Origin of the sequence: Falsibacillus pallidus, from assembly GCF_003350505.1 — a bacterium.
In the GTDB taxonomy this organism is placed as follows: domain Bacteria; phylum Bacillota; class Bacilli; order Bacillales; family DSM-25281; genus Falsibacillus; species Falsibacillus pallidus.
Genome location: NZ_QQAY01000002.1, coordinates 138233 through 156763, shown reverse-complemented (window position 1 = coordinate 156763; position 18531 = coordinate 138233). Strand labels below are relative to the sequence as shown.

General features: G+C 40.5%; 25 protein-coding genes. 8 read left to right on the top strand and 17 right to left on the bottom strand.

What is annotated here, in order from left to right:
- Positions 1-3: 3 nt before the first annotated feature.
- From DFR59_RS20005 to DFR59_RS04355, 3 genes are read right to left on the bottom strand one after another with little or no spacing between them, the layout of a single operon-like run.
- The gene (locus DFR59_RS20005) at positions 4-162 is read right to left on the bottom strand and encodes a hypothetical protein (protein WP_158538313.1); all 159 of its coding nucleotides are present in this window, start codon (positions 160-162) and stop codon (positions 4-6) included.
- Positions 163-184: 22 nt separating this feature from the next.
- On the bottom strand, positions 185-481 hold the full coding sequence (locus DFR59_RS04360; protein WP_114744406.1) for a hypothetical protein: 297 nt from the start codon (positions 479-481) through the stop codon (positions 185-187).
- A 17-nt stretch (positions 482-498) separates the two neighbouring features.
- Entirely contained in the window at positions 499-1851 is a 1353-nt protein-coding gene (locus DFR59_RS04355; RefSeq protein WP_114744405.1) for an amidohydrolase family protein, read from the bottom strand.
- A 116-nt stretch (positions 1852-1967) separates the two neighbouring features.
- Here DFR59_RS04355 and DFR59_RS04350 point away from each other — a divergent pair, with 116 nt between their 5' ends.
- Positions 1968-2189 (top strand): hypothetical protein, encoded by a 222-nt coding sequence (locus DFR59_RS04350; protein ID WP_114744404.1) that lies wholly within the window; start codon positions 1968-1970, stop codon positions 2187-2189.
- A gap of 68 nt (positions 2190-2257) precedes the next feature.
- Here the strand turns inward: DFR59_RS04350 and DFR59_RS04345 are convergent, their stop codons facing one another.
- Complete coding sequence (locus DFR59_RS04345; protein ID WP_114744403.1) at positions 2258-3322, bottom strand: undecaprenyldiphospho-muramoylpentapeptide beta-N-acetylglucosaminyltransferase; 1065 nt, start codon at positions 3320-3322, stop codon at positions 2258-2260.
- 211 nt (positions 3323-3533) lie between these two features.
- Between DFR59_RS04345 and DFR59_RS04340 the strand changes: the two genes are divergently transcribed.
- A complete protein-coding gene (locus DFR59_RS04340; RefSeq protein ID WP_114744402.1) occupies positions 3534-6566 on the top strand; it encodes an efflux RND transporter permease subunit in 3033 nt (1010 codons plus the stop codon).
- A 68-nt stretch (positions 6567-6634) separates the two neighbouring features.
- On the opposite strand, the gene DFR59_RS04335 is transcribed toward DFR59_RS04340, so the two are convergent.
- The 4 genes from DFR59_RS04335 to DFR59_RS04320 form a co-directional block, all read right to left on the bottom strand.
- Positions 6635-7966, bottom strand: a complete 1332-nt coding sequence (locus tag DFR59_RS04335) for a DUF4179 domain-containing protein (protein WP_114744401.1) — start codon at positions 7964-7966, stop codon at positions 6635-6637.
- The gene (locus DFR59_RS04330) at positions 7959-8480 is read right to left on the bottom strand and encodes a sigma-70 family RNA polymerase sigma factor (protein ID WP_114744400.1); all 522 of its coding nucleotides are present in this window, start codon (positions 8478-8480) and stop codon (positions 7959-7961) included. Before DFR59_RS04330 ends, DFR59_RS04335 begins: the two co-directional genes overlap by 8 nt.
- 167 nt (positions 8481-8647) lie before the next feature.
- Positions 8648-8854, bottom strand: coding sequence for a copper chaperone CopZ (copZ, locus tag DFR59_RS04325; protein ID WP_114744399.1), 207 nt, complete (start codon positions 8852-8854; stop codon positions 8648-8650).
- Between the two features lie 28 nt (positions 8855-8882).
- Entirely contained in the window at positions 8883-9191 is a 309-nt protein-coding gene (locus DFR59_RS04320; RefSeq protein WP_114744398.1) for a metal-sensing transcriptional repressor, read from the bottom strand.
- A 196-nt stretch (positions 9192-9387) separates the two neighbouring features.
- Between DFR59_RS04320 and DFR59_RS04315 the strand changes: the two genes are divergently transcribed.
- Positions 9388-10113 (top strand): DUF4396 domain-containing protein, encoded by a 726-nt coding sequence (locus tag DFR59_RS04315; RefSeq protein WP_114744397.1) that lies wholly within the window; start codon positions 9388-9390, stop codon positions 10111-10113.
- 50 nt (positions 10114-10163) lie between these two features.
- Here DFR59_RS04315 and DFR59_RS04310 read toward each other — a convergent pair whose 3' ends face one another.
- The 4 genes from DFR59_RS04310 to DFR59_RS04295 form a co-directional block, all read right to left on the bottom strand.
- Positions 10164-10721, bottom strand: a complete 558-nt coding sequence (locus DFR59_RS04310; RefSeq protein WP_114744396.1) for a cysteine hydrolase family protein — start codon at positions 10719-10721, stop codon at positions 10164-10166.
- Between the two features lie 183 nt (positions 10722-10904).
- Positions 10905-11360 carry an SRPBCC family protein gene (locus DFR59_RS04305; RefSeq protein WP_114744395.1) on the bottom strand — a complete coding sequence of 152 codons (456 nt, stop codon included), beginning with the start codon at positions 11358-11360 and terminating at the stop codon, positions 10905-10907.
- A 61-nt stretch (positions 11361-11421) separates the two neighbouring features.
- Positions 11422-11628, bottom strand: coding sequence for a hypothetical protein (locus DFR59_RS04300; RefSeq protein ID WP_114744394.1), 207 nt, complete (start codon positions 11626-11628; stop codon positions 11422-11424).
- Complete coding sequence (locus tag DFR59_RS04295) at positions 11625-11939, bottom strand: hypothetical protein (protein WP_114744393.1); 315 nt, start codon at positions 11937-11939, stop codon at positions 11625-11627. Before DFR59_RS04295 ends, DFR59_RS04300 begins: the two co-directional genes overlap by 4 nt.
- A gap of 228 nt (positions 11940-12167) precedes the next feature.
- Between DFR59_RS04295 and DFR59_RS04290 the strand changes: the two genes are divergently transcribed.
- Positions 12168-12779, top strand: a complete 612-nt coding sequence (locus DFR59_RS04290) for a VanZ family protein (RefSeq protein ID WP_158538312.1) — start codon at positions 12168-12170, stop codon at positions 12777-12779.
- 146 nt (positions 12780-12925) lie between these two features.
- On the opposite strand, the gene rlmN is transcribed toward DFR59_RS04290, so the two are convergent.
- A complete protein-coding gene (gene rlmN / locus DFR59_RS04285; RefSeq protein ID WP_114744391.1) occupies positions 12926-13996 on the bottom strand; it encodes a dual-specificity RNA methyltransferase RlmN in 1071 nt (356 codons plus the stop codon).
- A 211-nt stretch (positions 13997-14207) separates the two neighbouring features.
- Here rlmN and DFR59_RS04280 point away from each other — a divergent pair, with 211 nt between their 5' ends.
- Together DFR59_RS04280 and DFR59_RS04275 are read left to right on the top strand one after the other, a co-directional pair.
- Positions 14208-15548, top strand: a complete 1341-nt coding sequence (locus DFR59_RS04280; protein WP_114744390.1) for a glycosyltransferase family 2 protein — start codon at positions 14208-14210, stop codon at positions 15546-15548.
- Between the two features lie 102 nt (positions 15549-15650).
- Positions 15651-16043, top strand: a complete 393-nt coding sequence (locus tag DFR59_RS04275; protein WP_114744389.1) for a DUF1259 domain-containing protein — start codon at positions 15651-15653, stop codon at positions 16041-16043.
- Here DFR59_RS04275 and DFR59_RS04270 read toward each other — a convergent pair.
- Positions 16040-16444 carry an NUDIX hydrolase gene (locus DFR59_RS04270; protein WP_114744388.1) on the bottom strand — a complete coding sequence of 135 codons (405 nt, stop codon included), beginning with the start codon at positions 16442-16444 and terminating at the stop codon, positions 16040-16042. The genes DFR59_RS04275 and DFR59_RS04270 overlap by 4 nt on opposite strands.
- Before the next feature lie 149 nt (positions 16445-16593).
- Here DFR59_RS04270 and DFR59_RS04265 point away from each other — a divergent pair, with 149 nt between their 5' ends.
- Positions 16594-16788, top strand: a complete 195-nt coding sequence (locus tag DFR59_RS04265; RefSeq protein ID WP_114744387.1) for a hypothetical protein — start codon at positions 16594-16596, stop codon at positions 16786-16788.
- A gap of 31 nt (positions 16789-16819) precedes the next feature.
- Here DFR59_RS04265 and DFR59_RS04260 read toward each other — a convergent pair whose 3' ends face one another.
- A complete protein-coding gene (locus tag DFR59_RS04260; protein WP_147278254.1) occupies positions 16820-17110 on the bottom strand; it encodes a hypothetical protein in 291 nt (96 codons plus the stop codon).
- A 67-nt stretch (positions 17111-17177) separates the two neighbouring features.
- Complete coding sequence (locus DFR59_RS04255) at positions 17178-17627, bottom strand: hypothetical protein (RefSeq protein ID WP_114744385.1); 450 nt, start codon at positions 17625-17627, stop codon at positions 17178-17180.
- A gap of 149 nt (positions 17628-17776) precedes the next feature.
- On the opposite strand from DFR59_RS04255, the gene DFR59_RS20000 reads away from it, so the two are divergent.
- Positions 17777-17923, top strand: a complete 147-nt coding sequence (locus tag DFR59_RS20000) for a hypothetical protein (RefSeq protein ID WP_158538311.1) — start codon at positions 17777-17779, stop codon at positions 17921-17923.
- 49 nt (positions 17924-17972) lie between these two features.
- Here the strand turns inward: DFR59_RS20000 and DFR59_RS04250 are convergent, their stop codons facing one another.
- A complete protein-coding gene (locus DFR59_RS04250) occupies positions 17973-18497 on the bottom strand; it encodes a hypothetical protein (protein WP_114744384.1) in 525 nt (174 codons plus the stop codon).
- Between the last annotated feature and the right edge of the window lie 34 nt (positions 18498-18531).

Genomic DNA, 18531 nt, shown 5'->3' with positions numbered 1-18531 from the left:
ATCCTATATTTTTTTTATGATCAAATCTACAATAAATACCAAGATAGTTGCAATGACAATATCAAACACAATCCATTTTCTCTTTTGCTTATAGTCAGAATCCCAATAATAACGGAACAAGTAGAACACAGTAACGCCTGCCAGTAAATCAATAAATCCCATCAGGTACTCCCTCCGATTTTATCTAGACACTAACTCCGGCTAAACTTCCAATCAATAATACAAGCAATAAAAATACGGATATTCCAAGCGTGATAAAGAGTGTCACAACACTTCTAAACAAGCTCGCAAAGTTCTTTATTCCAGCCAATCCAACCATTCCACAAACAAATGTCAGCACTGTTAATATCAAAAGTCCTGTTATAGGATGAATGTGAAATAAACGTACTTCGATCGGATGTCCAGAAAAAGAAATTAGAATGAATAAACAAACACAAAGAATTGAAAGGATAAATGAGATGATATTCATTGATTTTTTCATTTTAATTTTTTCTCCTTCTAAACAACAGACACCGTTCCATTAAACCTTTCAATAAATTCTTCAAGGTTTTGCTGATTATCTGCCTCAGTAGGGATGCTTTCAAATATTTCTTTTTGCGTGTAGACTTTTCCACCCTTAATTATAAAATCAATATCCTTCGTATTCTGGATGTTGTCTAACGGATTGCTATTCAGGATGACAAGATCCGCGGCTCTTCCCACTTCAATATGGCCAATGTCTGATTGGTTCATCGCTTCTGCGGCAACACAAGTTGCTGCCCTGATAGCGTCCAATTCACTGAACCCCGCTTCTACGAATAGTTCCAGTTCCTTGTGAAGCGCCATCCCAGGGAAAGTCCAGACACCTGCAGGCGTATCTGTCCCTGCAACCACAGTTCCTCCCATGTCAAAATAAGCCTTGGCAATTTCCTTGTTGATTTTCGCTTGGATTCCCATTTGAGTCAGAGCAGCCTCATATTGCGCCAACCCTTTCCATTGATTGATAAGACTAGTATTTTCATATATTTTCTCTATCACATCGTTTTCTGGCTTCCAATAGTCATGAAGATGGGCCATCTGATCAAATAGAGTCATAGTAGGACAAATTACTACTCCATATTGAATCAGCTCCGAACATACTGCTTTTATTTTTTCATAATCAGGTTTTTGCCAGATGATTTCATTCCAGATATCTTGTTTTGCACTCATGCTCCACTCCGGATACATCGCCTGAATGATCCCGGAGGCATGTTCATTCCATCGGATGCCAAGTGCTCCCGCTTCAATGGCGTTGACTTCTTTAGAATGGATCAGATCGCAGCTTACCTCTTTCCCATACCTTTTAGCCTCTTCTACAACAACTTTCATGATGTTGTTAGGGAGCCAGCCATATACTTTAATAAAATCTGCGCCGGCATTTACTTGACGTTTGACTTCTGTACGGGCAGCATCATCTTCCTCAATATTTATGTTCCAAGGACTCGTTTCTCCCCATAATCCTGGAGGTCCATCGATCACTCGGTCTGCTGAAAAAACACTTGGCGTAGGTGCATCCCCAGGTGCCGATCGCAGCTTATCCAGCTCCATCACATTCCCACCAGTATTTCGCACTGTCGTAATACCTGCTGCTGTGAATAAAGGGGCAAATCCATCTTTAATATGCACATGCATATCTATCAGTCCAGGCATAACCCATTTATTCTCTGCTTCTATCAACGTAATTTCATTGTCGAAATCTTCTATTGAAAGACATCTATTATTAATTTCTGAAATGATTCCTTTTTCTATGTAAACCGTTCCCTTAAATATGTTCCCTTTTTTCACGTCTATTACATTTGCATTCAATAAAACGATAGGTTTATTGTTTTTCAATGTATAGTCACCCTTTCTGACATCAAATCCGATTATTCTTCTAGTAATAATTAAGGAAAAAGACTCGGGTATTTAGTAGTATTGAAACACACCACATTATAAAGGGGGGTATGTCTATGAACGCACCATTAGAAGGCACATGGCAGCATGCATCTGTCGTCCATCGAAAGGTGAGCTACCAGTGCTCCCATTGTGGAAAAGCATCCACTCCACGTAGAAAATATAAATGCGTAGAGCCGAATCGGGCAGGTCCCATCACACGGGGAATTATCTATATCTGCTCTGAATGCAACCGGCCAACCTTCATGGAGCAAACGGCAAAGCCGGACACGCTCTAAACTATTTGCGGGGAACTTACCCCCGCAAACCCAACCTAATTGACTTCCCCAATGTTCATTTCAATCCTTCATTGCATTTTGTTCAATTCCTGAATAATTACCTGCAGCGCATCTTGATTACTTGATTCCCTCATCTTAGACTGGAATTTCTCTTTATCCTTAAACACCTTCTCAATCGTTTTCACCAAATTTTCATTAGTAAGGTCATTTTCTTCAAGGGTGATGGAATATCCTTTATCTTGAAAGGATTTCGCATTTAAGATTTGATCACCCCTGCTTTGATCCCGGCCGAGCGGAATGATGATCATAGGAATTTTCAAGGCCAAAAATTCAAAGATGGCATTTGAGCCTCCTCTTGTAACGACTAGATCTGTTGCTGCTAAAATATCTGCCAGTTCGTCATGGACATATTCATATTGCCGATACCTTGGATGATTGGACAATAGAGGGTCCAATTGATTCTTCCCGCACAAATGAACCACTTGGTACTGTGCAGTTATTTGGGGCAGGGATTCACGAACGGCTTCATTAATTTTCTTAGCGCCTAAGCTTCCACCCATAATGGTAATGATGGGGAGCGGCTCTTTTAATCCGAGTACCTCTCTACCTTTTGTCGCAGATCCGAATAATAGTGCCTTCCGAATGGGCGAACCGGCTACTTTTGTTTTTTTATCGGGAAAATATTGTTTTGCTTCTTTAAAAGAAGTGAAGATCCTTGTTGAAAATCGTTGAGCAATTTTATTCGCCAATCCTGGTGTGATGTCACTTTCATGGATATAGACAGGGATGCCAAGGGATTTCGCCGCAATAACCACAGGGACCGTTACAAATCCCCCTTTCGAAAAGACAACAGCCGGCTTTAACTTTTTTAGAATCTGTCTTGCTTCAAAACAGCCTTTAAGGACTTTAAACAAATCCGAGACATTCTCTAAATCAAAATATCGCCGGAGCTTACCGCTATGTATACCGTTGTAGGGAATGGCCATTTTCTCTATCAATTCTTTTTCGATGCCTTCTTTTGACCCGATGTAAGATATGTCCCATTCATGACCTAATTCATTGATGATAGCCATATTGGGAGTCACATGTCCTGCAGATCCTCCACCTGTAAACACGATTCTTTTAGTTGTCATATTTCCTCCTATACTTGCACCCTCTCATTCTCACTTCCAATTATTTCAAATCAATCGATACAGCACAAGATTTATTTGAATGTTTTGCCTATTTTTTAATTTTTCCAATCAAAAAAGGAGTAAAAAATAATTAGAAATTTCCTCTTTTCAATATATGGTATAGGAGGTATAATTTACCTGTTTTAACACATTGTTTTTTGGGAGGTCCTTTATGACTTGGTTTACAAAATGGGCACTGCGCAATAAAGCTGCACTAGCTTTTGCCGTCGTTGCCTCAATGATTTTCGGGATTTTCAGCTATACAACCATCCCGATGGAACTGATGCCATCTGCTGATCAGCCTTACGTCACCATTTCTGTTGTAGGAAATGGCCTCGATGCTGTCAGTATGGATGAACAAGTGACTCAGCCGATTGAAAAAGCACTAAACGGCGTCGTAGGAAAAAGAGATGTCGCAGCACAAACAGGCAATAACTTTACACAATTGTCCGTTACTTTTGAATCTGACATTGATGTAAAGGAAGCCAAACAGCAAATCCAAGAAAGAATTTCCATGGTGAATCTCCCTAACGGAGTCATGAAGCCATATATCGTCAATTTGAACACTTCTGAGATTCCGATTGTAGAACTTGGCCTTACATTTGACAAAGAAGTCGGCAACAATGAGTTGAATTTAGTAGAAAACGAGATTATGCCGAAGTTCCAGGATCTCAAAGGTGTCGGGAACGTCATCACGAACGGAGGCAAAAATCAGCAGGTGCTGATCAAAGTCGATCCTGCGAAACTAGCGGCAGCTAAGTTCCCTCTTGAAAAACTCTACACCCTCCTTCAAGGTAAAAATGCTTCGGTTGCGGTTGGAGAGCAAAGCATCAACAACGAAGCTACAAGCATTATCGTAACTGGAAAATTAGAATCGCTGGATGAATTGAAAAATATTCAGTTGAACAACAGTACGAAACTCCAGGATGTTGCTGATATTACCATGCAAAAAGATACGAGCAGCATCACACATCTTAACGGAAAGAATTTCATCGACGTTGTCGTTCAAAAAGATACTACTTCCAATGCCGTTACCCTCGGCCAACAAGTAGAAGACACCGTGAAAGAAATCAACAAAGAATACAAGGGAACTCTTCAAGCAAGGATTTTTATGAATCTTGGGGATACTGTCCTTGATTCCATCAATTCCATGACACGTGAAGTGTTGACTGGGGCATTATTTGCCACACTCATCATCTGGCTGTTCCTTCGCAGCTTTAAGATGACACTTATCACAATTGTCAGCATCCCACTGTCTCTTTGCGTAACGATGATCCTCCTATCATTCTTCGGCGTTACGTTAAATATTTTGACACTGGGAGGAATTGCCGTTTCTGTTGGCCGACTGGTGGATGACAGTATCGTTGTCGTGGAGAATATCTACCGCAGAAAGAAAAACAATGAAATGACCCCTGCTTTTCTTATTGAAGCGGTTAAAGAAGTCGGGGCAGCCATCACATCTTCCACTTTGACAACAGTGGCAGTTTTCCTTCCGATGCTGATTGTATCAGGAGGATTGAGAGATATCGTGGCTCCTTTCGCCATCACTATCACATGTTCACTCCTGTCTTCCCTTCTCGTTTCACTGACAGTGGTGCCTGCGATGAGCGGTCGCATGATGAAAAAAGTAAAAATGAAAGAACACAAACAAAATACTTTTTATCCATCCATTTTAAAATGGTCTCTTAACCACAAATGGCTTCCGATCCTGCTTGTCGTTGTCATTGTCATCGGCTCAATCGGGTTGTTTGCCGGCATGCCAAAAGGGTCTGTCGATCAAAAGGATTCCGCTTATGTGGCCATTGGCCTTCACTATAAAAATGGTACTCCATTTGATGAAATGAAAGATGGAGTCGAAAAAATGGAGGGCATTCTTGCTGATAAAAAAGGAATTAAAAACTATCTTGTCTTGGCAGGAATCAACGAAGAAGCCGCGAAATACGGCAACCTTCAAGATGCCAGCGTCGTTCAGATTATGGTGTTCCCTAAAGAAGGAACTGATTCTGCCAAGTTAGTAAAGGACATCCGCAACACAAAAGATCAATTCACGAACGCAGAATTAACAGCCGAAACAGCAGGATTGCTCGGACCGAATAAAACTACAGTTTCAGTGGATGTCATCGGTAAGAATGAAGATGAAATAAAGAAAGCTGCTGATGTCGTCAAAGAAAAAATCAGCAAGATTGATGGAGTCGAAAGTGTGGAAAGCAACGACCAAAATACAAAGCCTGCCATCTCCATCACAGTAGACTCTACACTGGCAAACGCACAGGAAATCTCCCAATCCGTCTATGCCATGATTCAGCCGGCAGTGATTGGAAGCATCAAAATTGACGGGCGAACTACTAATGTTAAATTAGGTGCCCTAAAAGAAATCCAATCAGCAGATGATTTAAAAGAGCTTCAGCTGATGACTTCAAATGGACCTGTTCAACTTTCTGACATTGCAAAAGTCGAAGAAGTACAGCAGCAAGGAACCATCTTCTCGAAGGATGGAAAGCATTACCTTCAAGTCACTGCTGCTGTCGATCCAGATAAAATGGTCGATGTAGCAGGGAAAATTCAAAAGCAGATTGTTTCATGGGATCAAAAGGAAACGTTGGGAAAAGACACACATGCCCAAGTCACCGGTTCTGCCATGCAGTCATCTGATGATTTAACAGAGCTAGGTAAACTCGCTATGTTCTCCATCGGAATTGTCTTTATGATTCTATTGATCACTCTAAAATCATTCCGTGCAAGCATTGCCATTTTGATTTCACTGCCGCTTGCTGCCATAGGATCGCTGCTGGGATTGGTGGTCACACACTCCAGCATTAACATCTCTTCAGGCATCGGCATGCTAATGCTCATCGGAATTGTTGTCACAAACGCGATTGTGCTTGTGGACCGCATCCGTCACAATGAAGAAACAATGAGTATCCGCGAGTCAATCTTGGAAGCAGGTACTGTTCGACTCCGTCCGATTCTCATGACGGCCCTTGCAACCGTATTTGCGATGCTGCCGCTTCTCGTGACGCATGAATCAGCCATGAGCTTGAACCTTGTATCCAAAGGTCTTGCCGTCGTCGTTATCTTCGGATTGATCGTCTCAACCCTATTGACGCTCATTGTCATACCGACATTCTATGAGCTGTTCCATTTCCGGAAAGTCAAGAAGCAGAAATTGCGGGCAAACAAGGCAACTAATGAATTGAGTCAATGATTTTCTAATAATAAAAAGGACCGCAGTACAAAATCTGCGGTCCTCTTTATATTTACATATTATTAAATTCATTTAATCCTGATTTTCACATCCCCATTGATATAAGCAGGGTAGGATCCCAATAGGAGGGTCAGATTCTCAACCGGATTCACTTGTGGAATTGTTAATCCATAACCTGTGATGTCATTGTCATAAGAGTTCATATAGGTATTACCACTAAGATACTTAAATTCCCCCTGGTCATTTTTGTACTTAGAAAAGGGTGATCCTATATGGAAATCTCCCTTGATTTTGAATTCCAGTTGATTTTCACTGAGATTGTATTGTACAGCTGTAATCTTTCCATCCTTTGGCGCCTTCAGAATTTTTTGATCCTTAGGATTAACCACCACTTCCAGCTCATCTTTATCCAAAGCTTGAAGCTTATGAAAAACGAGATACAGCTGCTTCGGTTTCTTGAAATAGTTGCTTTCGAGGTAATAGGTGACATGGTTTCCATCCCCAGATGCTGAAATCCCATTTGTAATCTTTGACCATACTTCCCCTTTTTCATCCACAAGCTGCAAGTCTTCTATATTTAGGACTTGCTTGCTGTTCTCTTCCGGGTATTCCACTTGGACAGCAACCCTGGTCGGGGAGAACGTGATGTCTTTGACCAAAACCGACTGCTGTTGGACTTTGACCTCTTTATTGAGGACAATATCTTTATTTGCTCCCATTTTGGAACGGTCCAGTTTGATAGGAACCTTCCATACCGTGTTTTCAAGTTTTTTATCCCCTTCCAGTTCGACATTCAGGCTGTACGAAGAATCGGTCAGAGGAGAATGAAGTCCATATATTGCTTCTTGAAGTTCTGTTTTCTTTCTGTCACCTTCCACCACATCTGGGCCGTATTCTAATGAATACTGTTTAATCTCCTCTCCTACAGAATCCTTCAATTTCATGCTTTTTATTTGCAGGTCTTTAAATGATTCATGATTCTCGTTCGTAAATGTGTAATACATAATCAACTGCTGATCATCCGCAATGATATTTTTAACAGTTAACGTCAACCCGCCATGCGAGTCGCTTTTATTAATCGTTTGCACAAAATCGTGGTGTATGAGATCAACAAGCCCTTTATCCTGATGGACCAATTCCACGATTTTTTCCATACCCGGAACTTTTCTCACATAGCCTGCTACTAAGTCAGATTGATGAATGGCTCCTGCAAATAAAACAAGGAGGATAATTGCCGCCGCACCAGACAGCATCCAGTGTCGCATATGATCGAGCGAGGATCTTCTTCCCTTTGCTTGGTTGATACCTGCCCTTATCGCCTGATCGAGTTTATCGTCCGGACCTTTGAGATATTGATATTTGTCCTTCACTTTCAACAATTCTTTTTCAGAATCATGCACCTGGAGCACCCCCTTCTTCACTCAGATTTTGTTTCAAAATCTTTAATCCTTTGGCAAGCCATGTTTTGATGGTCCCTTCAGGTAAATTCATTATTTGGGCAATCTCTTTAATTTTTAAATCATGAAAATACTTCAGAGTGATGACCTGGCGCAAATGTTCCTCTAATTGATCCACAGCCTCCTCCATCTCAATGGAATGCTGATCTTGACGCGAACCCGCAATCTCAACAAATTGATCGCTAAAAACAAGACGGCTCCTCTTTTTCAGCTCATCATTGCAGTAATTGATTAAGATACGGATGAGCCAAGTACTGAAGTAATCAGGCTTTTTCAATTTGCGAATGGATCGAAAAGCTCTATATGTCGTCTCTTGAATAGCTTCAATTGCATCCGCTTCGCTTTTCAAGTATGAATAAGCAATGCGATAAAGTTGTTGCTTATGAGTTTGCAGCAATTCATAAAAAGCATGTTCATCGCCTTTTTTTGCCCTTTTGATTAAATCATGCAGCTCCAATTCCCATGCCCCCCTGCTTTATGTACATTAGACTGCCGACCAGGCAAAAAAGATTTACCAAAAGGAAAATATTTTCATAAGTGACAGACACCCCCTGATTTATGTCGAAAAAAAGCACCCAGGATGTTCAATCCTGGGTGCTTCGATCTTTGAGAAAAGAGCCATTATTAAACAACGTCGTATCCTTGATCTTCGATGGCATCTTTCATGGCTGCAACTGTTGCTTTGGAGGAATCAAATTCAACTTCCACTTTTCCGTCTTTCAGTGAAACATCTACGTTTTGAACGCCATCTAATTCGCCTAAAGCAGATTTGACCGCTTTCTCACAATGTCCACAAGACATGCCTTGTACGTTTAATACTGTTTTTTCCATGATAAGTTCCCCTTTCGCATTTTGATCTCTATGATTTAGAAAATTGTTCAAAGACTTTCATTAATTCTTCAATGGAACTATCGCCATTTCCAGCTTCAATGGCACCTTTTACACAGTGGCGTGTATGATTTTCTAAAAGGTTCATCCCGACTTTTTTCATTGCAGCATTGATCGCGGAAAGTTGTATGAGAATATCGACACAGTAGCGGTCATCCTCGACCATCTTCTGAATTCCTCTCACTTGTCCTTCGATACGCTTCAGCCGATTCAAAAGCTTCGTTTTATCTTCATCCGCCCGATGTGTGTGCTTGCCGGAATGATTCGTGTCATGAGCCATACCCATCACCTCTTATGTTTTACTATACCCCCGTATAGTATCAAAGTCAACCATAACGCACCATTTCACTTCTATTATTCCATCGCCTAGTTTATTTCTATACATTTCTTGCAAACTAAACATAAACCCCTTCCATGTTTGAAGGATAGATACCGGGGTATGGGATAAATAGCTTACTTATTTTTGGAGGGATTAGATGACACTTTTAACAACCATATCTTACATTGCGCTTGCGCTGGGGATTATTTCCGCACTGATCATCTTGATTGATATTATCAAAAATCCACAGCCAATGGGCATCATGAATATCGTTTGGCCCATTAACGGGCTGTACCTCGGACCATTCGGCATCTGGGCTTACTGGGTAATGGGCCGATCTAAGAAAGAACACAATCATCATGAGGAAAATCATGACCATGATCACAATGATCAACACGACCACGAAAATATGCATGGCGACAAGCCATTTTGGCAAAGCGTCTTCGTATCCACATCTCATTGCTCAAGTGGCTGCACGTTCGGGGATGCAGCAGGTGTCCCGATTGTATTTTTGACTGGATTGACCATTGCGGGCTCAACTCTATTTGCACACTACTTGGTTGAATTTATTTTCGCCTATATTTTCGGCGTCTTTTTCCAAGTTTTCTCGATTGTTCCTATGAGCCGTAAAATGGGGGATGACATGAGCTGGGGAAAGGGCTTTTGGAAGGCCATTAAAGCTGATACTCTTTCCTTGGTAGCTTTTGAAATCGGGATGTTTGGGTGGATGGCCATCGTCCACTATCTTTTATTCACGAAGCCTCCTGAACCCAACACAGCCGTCTACTGGTTCATGATGCAAATCGCCATGATCTTAGGCGCTCTCACCAGCTACCCTGCCAATTGGCTCCTTGTCAAAAAAGGCGTCAAGCACGGCATGTAATAGAAAGCCGCTGTTCCCCTGTAAAAAGGTGAATAGCGGCTTTTGTTTACTTATCTATAATTGTCATGCAGCGGACTGAAGACATCTTCCTCGGCATTTCTCACCATTGAAAAATGATCCACATTATAATGCCCATGAAGCACTTTGTTATGATGCTGGATAATCTGTTCAGCTTTCAGGACAACAGAGTCGCTCGTTGAGTGGGCATCGCCTACTAATGTGACATCAAAACCGCTGACAGTTGCGGTGCGGACGGCTGTATCGATGCAATACTCCGTTTTACAGCCCATCACTACTAAATGCCCCACATCTTGCTCTTTCAAATACTCAAGAAGACCTGTTCCATAAAATGAATTCGTTGCTTTCTTTTCAAAGAAAACCGCATCTGTAGGAACCCGGATGGCTTCATGCACTTCAAAACCCTTCCCTTTTCCCTCTGCCACATCCAAATCCCTAACACACACAACCGGGATACCTTCGTCGTTTGCTTTTTTCAGAACCAAATTAATATTATCGATCAGCTTTTCTTTATTCAACACACAACTTTCGTTCTCACTGCCCTCAATCAAATCTTGCTGGGCATCTACAATTAACAATGCTTGTTTCAATATAAAACCCCTTTTCTTATTTTAGTAGCATATATAAAAATTCCATTTCGATTATTCATCATAAATACCGCCCCCAATATAGCCGGATTTTCTTGCTATTAACTATTTCGACAAATATGGCCAATGTCCTTTCCGTTTTAAAATTAGAATTAAAAAAGCGACTCTTTTTTTAAAGAATCGCACCTACGATATATTTTCAGCTATCCTTTTTAACACTTCCGCCCGGTTAACAATAAAATTCCTCATATATTTTTCTAAAAATAATTTATCCGCAAATTGCCCAAGAAGCCCTAATGGAGATTTGTAAATAAATATATCTTTCATAATCGTTCCTTGATTACTTTCCATAAATTCATGGACATGTGTAAAGGAATGGAATGCTCCTTTTACCATGACATCCGTAAATGTATAGGGCTTATCCATGTTAATAATCTTAGCAGTTAGTTTTTGTCTAACTCCAAGGTGAGTAGCTTGCCAAATAACCGTGTCTCCGTTCTCTACTAAACCGGATGTTACTCCGTCAATCGCCTTCTCCTTTGTTTTCGCTGTAGTAAGCATATGAACATCGATATCCCTAGCAAGATCAAAACATACTTGAATCGGTGCATGAATAGTAACTTCGTACTCAATGATTGGCATTGTCATTTTTCCTTTCGTTAAACCTGAACTCTTGTACTCTATCCCGCTTCAGTAAATTTTATTAGATCCCTAGAAAAGAAGCCCGTATAGCGCTATTCCCTAGCGTAAATTGCATAAGGCATAGCCAGACAATGATCCCCACAGCCAGACTGAACCAGGCAAAGAATTTACTTTCCTTCTTGATAATAGGAAATATTGCAATCAAAAGCCCTCCAAGGGCAAACGCAATGATAATCGTCAGCTGTTCTACAAGCGTTACATCCTTCATACTTCTCCCCCCTGATTAAGTTCCTTATATAATCTTATGTAGTACCATACAAACCCGATGATTACAGCACCAGAGATAAGTGTGATATACGTAACAGGCCGTTGCAGCGCCAAAATGATTGTGTCAATAAAGTAAATATCGCTGCAGTACTTCACATCCTGTGGGGTAAAAATGAATAGTGGCTTACATTCTGTCTGTGGCATTATTGCAACTTGATTTGCAAAAACCAAAGTATATATACCCGAAAAGAAAAAAATGATTGCGCTGGGAATGCCAATAAAAATAATAGAAAGCCAATGATTAAGCTTCATAAAATCACCTCCACTTGCTCTCTAAAATCCGCGAATCCAGACGCCCCTGCCCAAATAGTCAATATAAAGATTAGAAAAATAATACCAATCAAGCTATACTTATTCAAAGGAAAAGACAAAATTATCACTACTTTCCAGAAAAAAATCCATCACGTATTGGAAGTTTATGCTAAACTATTCATAATCGGATACAAAGAAACATCATTCTTTCAAAGTTGGAGTTTACATATGTATCAAATTAGTGGAGAACTATTTATCGTATATGGATTTTTACTTTATTTATTATGGAAGTTTGGTTCACTGGCCCTTAAAAATAAAAGAAAAGAAGCCATTTTCATTGAAAGAGAATCTTTGGCTGTCCTCTTTGTCTTTTGTTTTCAGCTGCTGTTGGCCATCACACTCTTCCCAGTTTCGTTCGGGGTGGATGTGAAAGCACTTTCGGATGTAAAAAAATCAATCAATGTGATTCCCATCTATTCATTGATTAAGAAAGCTTTTGTTACACAAGAAGAAAATCATCGTAACGCCATTTTCATCTTGAAATATATCATTCGTAATTCTGGTGGAAGCATCTTTTTATTCCTTCCACTAGGCATCCTGGCTCCCATTTTGTATCAAAAGTACAGGAGCTTGAAAAGAGTGATCCTTACGGGATTTCTTCTGGCCATTGGCATTGAGGTGGTTCAACTCATCCAAATTTTATTTATGGGTGGAACCCACAGGTTTGATGTGGATGACATCGTTTTTAATCTAGTTGGTGCCGCCTTAGGCTATTGGCTGGTTTGTGCCGTAAAAAAATATCGCTCCAATAACAAGCACTTAAAGGAAATGGAGAATTAAGAGGCAGCTGAATTGGCTGCCTTTTTTCATTCTTTAACTTCTTTTAGTTTATTTTACCATATTCATCCAAACAGAAGCTCCATTTTCTTCACAAAAAAAGAATGGCCTGAAATCCATCTTGAGGATTCGGGCCATTCTTTTTTTATTTAAGAACGTACTTTATCTTTTTTAATTTGTTTGCTTCGAAGCTGTCCACAGGCTGCGTCAATATCAGTGCCATGCTCAGTGCGGACCCCGCAGTTGATTCCGTGTTCGAGAAGGGTACCGTAAAACTCAACGATTGCTTCCTTCGTACTTCTCTGATATTGATTGTGTTCATCAACAGGATTGTACGGAATCAAGTTGACGTATGACAAATGGCGCTTGTTTTTCAACAGTTTTGCCAACTGAAGCGCTTCTTCTTTATGATCGTTTACATCCTTCAAAAGAATGTATTCAAAAGTGATGCGTCGATTCGTTTTCTCTAAATAGTAGTCCACTGCAGGCATTAATTGTTCCAGTGGGAACGCACGGTTAATCTTCATGATTCGAGTGCGCAGCTCATTATTTGGTGCATGCAGGGAAACAGCCAAGTTGACTTGGATATTTTCATCGGCAAAGTCTTTGATTTTCTCTGCCAAGCCGCTTGTTGAAACCGTAATGTGGCGGGCACCGATTGAAAGACCCTTCTGATCGTTTACAACATGAAGGAAGTCCATCATGTTGTCATAGTTGTCGAATGGCTCCCCGATTCCCATGACCACAATGTGGCTGACCCTTTCATCCTTACCGTCTGTATCTAAATGATGCTGGACATTCATGATCTGCTCTACGATTTCACCGCTCGTTAAATCACGGTTTTTGCGGAGCAGTCCGCTTGCACAAAATGTACAGCCGATGTTGCAGCCGACCTGTGTGGTCACACAGACAGAAAGACCGTAGTTGAATCGCATCAATACTGTCTCAATTAAATTTCCGTCCTTTAGCTTAAATAGAAATTTAATCGTACCGTCTTTGGACACCTGTTTGATTTCTTCCTGCAGCGTTTGGATGGCGTAGTTTTCTTCCAATAAAGCAATGCAGTCATTATTCAAGTTCTTCATTTGAGAGAACTCAGTCACACGCTTCTTATAAAGCCAGTCCCAAATTTGTGCCGCCCTGAATTTCTTTTGGCCATTCTCTACAAGCCAGTCTGTTAATTGATCTAATGTTAATCCATAAATGGATGGTTTATTCATTGTTAACCCTCATTTCAGTACATTGATACTCTAACGTTCTATTTTACAGAAGTATGGAGCATGGCGCAAGTTTAGAATTCGAGAAATCAGGGAAATCCCTCTAAGTAATTAATTCCCAATATTGCCATTAATCCTCACTATCTCATTCTATTTTCCTATGATAATTTCACACTATAACTAACAATTCTTTTCCTTAAGAGGATATCATATTATGAAGCCAATACAACACTCGATACCATATAAATCAAAAAAATACTATGTACTTGTAAAAAGGAAATTTTGGGCTAGCCATTTCTTTGCACTGCTATGGATGATCATTTCAATCTTACTGGCGACGCCGTGGCTAAAGGATTTAGCTGCTATAGTGACGTTTCCGATCGCAATTATGATCATCTCAGGGATTTCTTTCATCCCAGGATACTTGAATGCTTTTTTATTGATGAGTTTATTATTGGACCGGCAGCCGAAAATGAAAACAGAATCACCGGAAGAACCAGTCACTATCCTGATTGCCGCCCACAATGAAGAGGATAAAATTTTTCAAACCCTTGAATACATAAGTCTGCAGGATTATGAAGGAGAAATCGAGGTGTATGTCATCGATAATGCTTCGACAGATGGAACAATTCAGGAAACAGCAAGGGCACAGAAGGAACTAAAGTTATCAGTGAATCGATTATCCGAAGAGAACCCGGGAAAATTCCATGCTCTCAATCACGGACTTCAACATGTCAAAACTCCCTATGTCATCACGGTTGATGCCGACACCCTTCTCCATCCTTCTTCCATCCGATACCTGGTGGCAAGAATGATATCCTGTCCTCCTGATGCGGCAGCGGTCGCTGGATCTGTCCTCGCAAAAAACAGCCGAGAGAATCTATGGACCAAGATTCAGGAATGGGATTATTTCCTTGGCATCTCCTCAATAAAAAGACTTCAAGGGCTCTACCAAGGAACGCTTGTGGCCCAAGGTGCATACAGCCTTTATAAGACAGCGGCAGTCAAAGAAGCAGGGGGCTGGCCTGATGCAATCGGCGAAGACATCGTACTGACTTGGCGCATGCTCGAACGAAATTGGAAAGTGTATTATGAACCATTGGCCGTTTCCTTTACTGAAGTGCCGAGCAGCTTTAAACATTTTGTCAGACAAAGGGCACGATGGGCACGGGGAATGATCGAGGGGCTCCGTGAAATCAAGCCATGGAAGCAGCCGCTAATCTATATCAAATACCTGACAAGCATCAACATGCTCATGCCTTACTTGGATGCCGTCTATACATTCGCTTGGATCCCGGGGCTTGTCCTCGCATTTTTCGGCCACTATTGGATTGTTGGACCGATGACCCTATTCGTATTGCCTTTGACATTAATCAGCTACAGCATACTCTTAATCTATCAAAAATATTTTGTCTTTAGGCATCTGCTGTTGAATATACGGAAAAATACAATAGGCTTCATATTATTTGTTATCGGCTATCAAATGATCATGTCCCCTGTATCCGTTTATGGATATGTCCAGGAGCTATTCAGATGGAAAAGACATTGGAAATGAAAAAAAGATAGATTTATTACGAGAATTGATAGATACCGTCTTCACATGTTCTGTATCCACCTCTTAAACATATACTGTGAAAAAATGCATGAGGTGGATACCATGAACCATTTTCAATCAATCTGTCATCAATTTGGGGAAATTTTAAAAGGGAAGCCCTCCGTTGAAAATGGTGTCTGCTCTGTTCAGCTGCCAAGAAACTTTACAGCAGCCATTCAAGGTAAGCAAACAAAGGGTGCCCTCCACGCAGGGTTCAGCTTTGAATCCTTGGATGCTCATGGTAATGCATTAAATCTTGGGGAAATCGCCATTCTTGAGGAAGAAATCCACGGAGTTATTGGTAGCCTCCAATCAAATGGCATCCTCATCAGTGCCCTGCACAACCATTGGCTTTTCACCAATCCAAGCGTTTTATATCTTCATTTTCAATCAGTAGAACCTCCACTTTCCTTTGCCCATAAGTCTGCTGCAGCAATGAAACACTTAAAGTATTAACGAATGCTGAGCATCCCCCTTAACATCTCTTCATCCTCCGGGAAAGCAAGCGTCAACTCACTTAACTCATCCATAGACTTCCAACCTATTTCATGAATCAGTTCATCCGGATCCTGAATGATGGCTGAACCGCCTGCAATCCTTACTAAAAAATATTGAACTTTTACTTCGTATCCAGAATAATTCCCGTTTTTCACATGAAGGGGCTTTATCACCTCGACTTCATATCCGGTTTCTTCCCACACTTCCCTGATGCAGCATTCCTCAAATGTCTCCCCTTTTTCCCTACCGCCTGAAGGGATTGACCATTTCTTTTCTTCCTCCGGAGTGCCTTGGAGCACCATTAGCAGCTTGCCTTCATCATTTATGCATACCGCCGCAGAACCTTCCCATTTTGGCATCTCTTTTCCTCCCTTCTGCATCATTGTTATTTTTTGTAAAACTATTCATATTAACTACCACATTTTAACAACACATCGAAAATGAATATTTTTCCTTAAAAAAGGGTATCATCTACTAAACAATTAAATAGTTGAGTGGAGGTCGTGCCATGCGAAGAGTGAGCGGAATTAGCAGTTTAGTAGACTATCTTCACTCTGTAAATTATCCGTTGAGTGAACATGAAATAAATGAATTGATTCAAAAGAAGCAGCTTCCTCATTTTAAACCGATGAAGAATCTATTGGTTTTCAACTTAGATCATATTGATTGGTGGATTGAAGACCAGCGTGAATACAACCCCTAAACTAAAAGGGTCCCTATTATCAGGGATCCGTTTAGGCTGTTCTCCCTTTCCATTTTTGCATAAGTCCAATCAGTAAAAACAATATCCCATTAATGAAAAAGACCAACCCTAAAAACAAGCTGCACAATAAATTTCGAATGTTATCATGATTAGGCAGCATCTCCACCAAGTAATAACAGGCATATCCAAGCAATGGAGAAACAATGATGAAAATCAATCCTCCTTGGACAATACTGGCCTTTCCATACATAAATAAATGTCTGCATCCTAAATTCATAGCAATAAGCAGGAAAATACAAAAAACATAGATTATAGTTGCCACTACGATCATCACACCTTAGCTTAATAATATGGAAAGCCCAAGTCATTCCTTTGCTCTCCGGCCATCTTTAAAAGGCCCACTCCAGAACTCCCCAAGTAAGCAGATAGACCACAATGGGCAAAATATAGAACCATTGTATTCCTTTCTCTTTTCTTTGCCGAAAATACACCCACCTGTCAATTAATGCATAAATGATAGCAGCCGCTGCACCTTCACACCCAAGCATCCAGCTTTCAAACAAGAGACCATTCGCCAACCCAAAAACACCATGAAGAAGAATATATACCAAATGATTAATCCAATGCCATTTTCCCTGCAGCCATTCAATGAAAAAGGAAACCAGATTTCCATAAGTCAGGATGATCGCTCCCATATAAGAGCCGAAAGTCATTGTCCAAAAGATAAGGTAATTACCATCATTAGGAGTCAGCCCATCCAATTTGACAAACCAACCTGCTAAAATGATGGAAAACAGTATGGTGGTTGTAAATGTTGCCGTTACTTTTCGAATCAGCACCTTGCATGCCCCCAATTTTGTATCTAACCTAAACTAAGGAATATATATCCAATTTTACCGAAATCAAAATTGTTTAACAACTTTTTTCGTCATGAACCAGGAATTTTACTATAATAGAAGTAACAGCTTTCAATTTGAGGTGCATAAAAATGAGAAAACGAATGAATTACATATTGATTGGCGTACTGATTGGATTAATCATCGGATCCATGATTGGGAAAATGGGACTTGGCATCATTCTTGGCGCCGTTTGTGGATATGGGTTCTTTGAGTGGAAAAAAGGAAAGAATTCCTAATGGGATAAGATGAAAAATGCCCAGGCTATCATTAGCTCTGGGCATTTTCTTATTTCTGACCTGACATCATTTGATCCCGAAGTCCCCCATCATCCAAGTTTCGTATCCTGGCAATTTTCCCATCGTCACTCACATTGATCAATCCTTGGACTTTGGCCGTTTTAGCGGATTCCCCGTCCTTGCTGTATTCGACCTCAACATTGAAATCATAAGCAGTTTTATCATTTGAGTCAGTGTTTTCTACCTTTATATCTTTCACCTTCAGTTTATATCCTTTAGCATACGCTGTTTGCAGCCAGAGCAGCGGATCGTACGTATTAATCAAATCTTGGTACTTTTCACCATAAAGATAAGGCTTGAATTTATCTTTATAGTACGATTGCATCTGGTTCCCGGATTCTTCAGTCTTTCCATAATCCTTCAATATTTTCTGCAAATCCTTGTCCGGACCGTTAAACTCATTCTCTAAATACGACTTAATCCCTTCTTCAGTGGAATCTTGCTTATCAGAACATGCTGTGAACAACCCAAAAGCTCCTACGAGCATCAGTAGCAACAACCATTTCTTCTTCAAAAAATCCCTCCTTAAATTCGTGGATCTAACTTCG

Coding starts and splice junctions, on each gene's coding strand:
- DFR59_RS04315 (WP_114744397.1), top strand. CDS start 9,388: ATGACACTTTTAACAACCATATCTTACATTGCGCTTGCGCTGGGGATT.
- DFR59_RS04295 (WP_114744393.1), bottom strand. CDS start 11,939: ATGAAGCTTAATCATTGGCTTTCTATTATTTTTATTGGCATTCCCAGC.
- DFR59_RS04305 (WP_114744395.1), bottom strand. CDS start 11,360: ATGCCAATCATTGAGTACGAAGTTACTATTCATGCACCGATTCAAGTA.
- DFR59_RS20005 (WP_158538313.1), bottom strand. CDS start 162: ATGGGATTTATTGATTTACTGGCAGGCGTTACTGTGTTCTACTTGTTC.
- DFR59_RS04290 (WP_158538312.1), top strand. CDS start 12,168: ATGTATCAAATTAGTGGAGAACTATTTATCGTATATGGATTTTTACTT.
- DFR59_RS04360 (WP_114744406.1), bottom strand. CDS start 481: ATGAAAAAATCAATGAATATCATCTCATTTATCCTTTCAATTCTTTGT.
- DFR59_RS04265 (WP_114744387.1), top strand. CDS start 16,594: ATGCGAAGAGTGAGCGGAATTAGCAGTTTAGTAGACTATCTTCACTCT.
- DFR59_RS04270 (WP_114744388.1), bottom strand. CDS start 16,444: ATGCCAAAATGGGAAGGTTCTGCGGCGGTATGCATAAATGATGAAGGC.
- DFR59_RS04300 (WP_114744394.1), bottom strand. CDS start 11,628: ATGAAGGATGTAACGCTTGTAGAACAGCTGACGATTATCATTGCGTTT.
- DFR59_RS04340 (WP_114744402.1), top strand. CDS start 3,534: ATGACTTGGTTTACAAAATGGGCACTGCGCAATAAAGCTGCACTAGCT.
- DFR59_RS20000 (WP_158538311.1), top strand. CDS start 17,777: ATGAGAAAACGAATGAATTACATATTGATTGGCGTACTGATTGGATTA.
- DFR59_RS04350 (WP_114744404.1), top strand. CDS start 1,968: ATGAACGCACCATTAGAAGGCACATGGCAGCATGCATCTGTCGTCCAT.
- copZ (WP_114744399.1), bottom strand. CDS start 8,854: ATGGAAAAAACAGTATTAAACGTACAAGGCATGTCTTGTGGACATTGT.
- DFR59_RS04280 (WP_114744390.1), top strand. CDS start 14,208: ATGAAGCCAATACAACACTCGATACCATATAAATCAAAAAAATACTAT.
- DFR59_RS04345 (WP_114744403.1), bottom strand. CDS start 3,322: ATGACAACTAAAAGAATCGTGTTTACAGGTGGAGGATCTGCAGGACAT.
- rlmN (WP_114744391.1), bottom strand. CDS start 13,996: ATGAATAAACCATCCATTTATGGATTAACATTAGATCAATTAACAGAC.
- DFR59_RS04275 (WP_114744389.1), top strand. CDS start 15,651: ATGAACCATTTTCAATCAATCTGTCATCAATTTGGGGAAATTTTAAAA.
- DFR59_RS04320 (WP_114744398.1), bottom strand. CDS start 9,191: ATGGCTCATGACACGAATCATTCCGGCAAGCACACACATCGGGCGGAT.